Below are 3,678 nucleotides of genomic sequence, written 5' to 3'. Positions count from 1 at the left end.
TTTTTATACCTAACCAAATGATAACTGATCTCAATATACACATAGAGATAAGCAAAAACAAAGTGGATCTGACTAAGTTCCGAGTTAGTTTGTTCTTGCTCAATATCTCATTCTGTTGATGCTCAATGTATCACTTTGCTAACTTGTTACTTAGCGTGATATTTACTGATTCGCCTGATAATTACCGCTTAACTAGAGATCTGCTGTTCAAGCTGATAAGTGACCTCATCAGCTAAGTTGAGCTGCTTTGCTAACTCTTTGAGGTAAGCCTTCTCCATAAAGTTCTGCTCATCCGCTACAATCAAAGAGGCTAAGTAGATCTCACTCGCTTGTTGAGGTGACGTTGCTAATTGAGCAATTTCGCTTGGATCGAGTGGCTTGTGCAATTCTTCAGACACCAATTTAGTCAGCTGATAATCGGCGCCCATGTTCTCGACGGCTTGTTCAATCTTAGCCATCTCTTCTTCATCAACATGCCCGTCAGCTTTGGACGCAGCAATCATTGATCTTAGAATCAGTACGCTATGGTTTGAATCGGTCTCATCAAATTGAGCTTGTTCGGAATTCGGTGCTTGGCCTTGTTTAGACTGATAGTCGTTATAGACCTTGTAAGCGAGTGCGCCAAGTGCCGCAGCGCCACCAATACCAGCGGCTTTCTTACCCATTTTATTGGTTTTCTTAGAGCCCATTAACGCACCTAAGAGTCCGCCGCCCACTGCGCCAGCGCCGAAGGCTCCGAGCGTGCTTTTGTTGATATTCTTACCACTGCCGCCTTGAGTTAGGCCACTTAAACTTGAAGAGCCTTGGGAAAGCTTCTGAGTACCTTGTTTTACGAGATCTGACTTAAGTGCTTGGTTAAGTAAGCTTTTGATATCCATCGATACCTCCAATGTAATCGTGTCTAAAGAGTTGATGAACCAATATACGGATTTAAAGATGAACAGGGGATTAACTTACGTTATTTACTCTGGTGATAAATAGAAGGGAGTTTGAAGAGAAACGACAGGCACAAAAAAGGCCACCTAATGGCAGCCTTTCAATGTATATCTAGCGAGTAATCGGATTACTAAGCTAGTTGAGCTGTAAGGTGCTCGATAACCGTGTCCATAGCGATTGCTTCTTTATCACCAGTACGACGGTTTTTGTATTCGAAGTTACCTTCGTCCATGCTGCGATCACCGATGACGATAGTGTGAGGGATACCCACTAGCTCGATATCTTTAAACATAACACCTGGGCGCTCTTTACGGTCATCAAATAGTACTTCGATTCCCATAGCCGTTAATTCAGCGTATAGCTTCTCAGCGGCTTCTTTAACGCGCTCAGATTTGTGCATGTTCATTGGTACGATAGCAACTTGGAATGGTGCTAGTGCGTCTGGCCAAGTGATACCGAATTTATCGTGGTTTTGCTCGATAGCAGATGCAACAACACGTGAAACACCGATACCGTAACAACCCATTTCTAGGATTACGCTCTTACCATCAGGACCAAGCACGTTACAGTTCATTGCTTTAGAGTAAGTATTACCTAGTTGGAAGATGTGACCAACTTCTATACCGCGCTTAAGTTGGATGGTACCTTGACCACATGGGCTAAGGTCGCCTTCAACTACGTTACGTAGGTCTTCAACTTGAGCAAGCTCAACGTCACGACCCCAGTTAATACCGAAGTAGTGCTTACCGTCTACGTTTGCACCAGCACCGAAGTCGCTCATTACAGCAACAGAGCGGTCAACGATGAATGGTAGCTCTAGACCAACAGGGCCAAGTGAACCAGGACCTGCACCAACAAGTGCACGGATTTCTTCTTCAGAAGCCATCTCTAGTGGAGTAGCAACCTGTGGAAGGTTCTCTGCTTTCACTTCGTTAAGCTCGTGGTCACCACGGATGATTAGCGCGATGATGTCTGCATTTACTTCATCAGAAGCTTTAACGAATAGAGTCTTAACTGTCTTCTCGATTGCTAAACCGTGTTGCTCTACAAGTTCTGCGATTGTTTTTGCGTTTGGCGTATCAACCAGTTCCATCTCTTGAGTTGGCGCTGCCGCTTCAGTCGTTGGAGCTAGTGCTTCTGCTTTCTCGATGTTCGCTGCGTAATCAGATTCTGAAGAGAATGCGATTAGGTCTTCGCCGCTTTCAGCAAGAACGTGGAATTCTTGAGAGCCGCTGCCACCGATTGCGCCAGAGTCTGCTAATACTGGACGGTACTCAAGGCCCATGCGGTCAAATGCTTTACAGTAAGCATCGTGCATCGCTTGGTAAGACTTTTCTAAGCCTTCTTTATCGATATCAAAGCTGTACGCATCCATCATAGAGAATTCACGAGCACGCATTACGCCAAAACGAGGGCGGCGTTCATCACGGAATTTAGTCTGGATTTGGTACAGGTTTAGAGGTAGCTGTTTGTAAGAGCTGATCTCGTTACGTACTAGGCTCGTTACCACTTCTTCTGCTGTTGGGCTAAGAACAAATGGACGAGAATGACGGTCTGTGAAACGAAGTAGCTCAGGACCCATCTTTTCAGAACGGCCAGTCTCTTCCCAAAGCTCAAACGGTTGAACTACGGGCATCAAGATTTCAACGGCACCTGCATTATCGATCTCTTGGCGAACGATATTTTCGACTTTACGCAGTACACGTAGACCAGTAGGTAGCCAAGTATATAAACCTGAAGCTAGCTTACGGATCATACCTGCACGTAGCATCAGCTGGTGGCTGATAACTTCTGCGTCGTTTGGAGTCTCTTTCAGAGTAGAAAGAAGGTAGTTACTGGTACGCATTCTATGGTATCCGTTTCATCATTGATAAAAGAAAACTTGCTGTCGTTCGTAACCACAGCAAATCTGATATAGCCGCATATAATATCAGCCTATTTGGGATCTCAAAAGCGTTCAATGTCAGTTACATTGATGAAAAGCGTTTCAACCACGAATTTCACGTTAAGATCGAACAAATTTACCGCATATTCCTTATTGTCAGGCTTACCTTTCTTATAGGCAGGGCGAGGATCTTGGCCTAATACTTCTTTGATCACCTGAATGATATGGCGTGCTTGTGGGTGGTTTGCGAGCTTACTTTGGGCTTGCTGCGAGAAGTTCACATCTAGCACTTCAGGTTCATCGGCGGCAAACCCTCCTAGTGCATCGGGAATTGAATCCGAGTAGGGGATATAAGGTTTGATGTCGATGATCGGTGTGCCGTCAACGAGATCAACACTGCCCAAGTCCAACCAAGTTTGTCCCTTTTCTTGAGATACACCTTTGAGCTCAACCGCGGACATACCCACTCCATTCGGTCTGAATGTGGCACGAGACGCGAATACACCAATACGTTCGTTCCCGCCAAGGCGAGGTGGCCTCACGGTTGGTTTCCATCCTGCTTCAAGGTTCTTATCGAACAAAAACAACAACCACACATGACTAAATTGTTCAATATCACGAACAGACTCAAGGCAGTTCGCTGCTTCAACTAGCCTGACTCTTGAGGTAGAAGTGGGTACTAACCTAGGCTGTCTTGGCACAGCGAACTTCTCTTTATAAGGAGACTCAATAAAGCCAACAGGTTCAATGGTGTACATAGCAAGGTGTTCTCTGGTTTCAGTTAAGACGGAAAAATATCATAAAATCACTTGTTTTTCTTTTGATAATAATTATCATTTGATATGTTATAACATATC

3 protein-coding genes are annotated in these 3,678 nt (G+C 44.8%); all 3 read right to left on the bottom strand.

All coding sequences use genetic code 11. The features are described from left to right. Positions 1-188: 188 nt before the first annotated feature. The 3 genes from AB4653_RS22775 to tsaA all read right to left on the bottom strand — a co-directional run bounded on the left by AB4653_RS22775 (position 189) and on the right by tsaA (position 3,579). Entirely contained in the window at positions 189-878 is a 690-nt protein-coding gene (locus AB4653_RS22775; RefSeq protein ID WP_009847435.1) for a tellurite resistance TerB family protein, read from the bottom strand. A gap of 188 nt (positions 879-1,066) precedes the next feature. Then, entirely contained in the window at positions 1,067-2,782 is a 1,716-nt protein-coding gene (locus AB4653_RS22770; protein WP_102257775.1) for a proline--tRNA ligase, read from the bottom strand. Positions 2,783-2,883: 101 nt separating this feature from the next. Next, positions 2,884-3,579, bottom strand: a complete 696-nt coding sequence (gene tsaA / locus AB4653_RS22765; protein ID WP_009847433.1) for a tRNA (N6-threonylcarbamoyladenosine(37)-N6)-methyltransferase TrmO — start codon at positions 3,577-3,579, stop codon at positions 2,884-2,886. Positions 3,580-3,678 lie beyond the last annotated feature (99 nt).

Source organism: Vibrio sp. 10N.222.48.A3 (assembly GCF_041475345.1).
GTDB lineage: Bacteria > Pseudomonadota > Gammaproteobacteria > Enterobacterales > Vibrionaceae > Vibrio > Vibrio tasmaniensis_A.
The sequence above is the reverse complement of the archived record's forward strand: the minus strand, read 5'-3'. Positions and strand labels throughout refer to the sequence as shown.

Bases quoted from the DNA above. Each gene is read 5' to 3' on its own strand.
- AB4653_RS22775 (WP_009847435.1), bottom strand. From the start codon at position 878: ATGGATATCAAAAGCTTACTTAACCAAGCACTTAAGTCAGATCTCGTA.
- AB4653_RS22770 (WP_102257775.1), bottom strand. From the start codon at position 2,782: ATGCGTACCAGTAACTACCTTCTTTCTACTCTGAAAGAGACTCCAAAC.
- tsaA (WP_009847433.1), bottom strand. From the start codon at position 3,579: ATGTACACCATTGAACCTGTTGGCTTTATTGAGTCTCCTTATAAAGAG.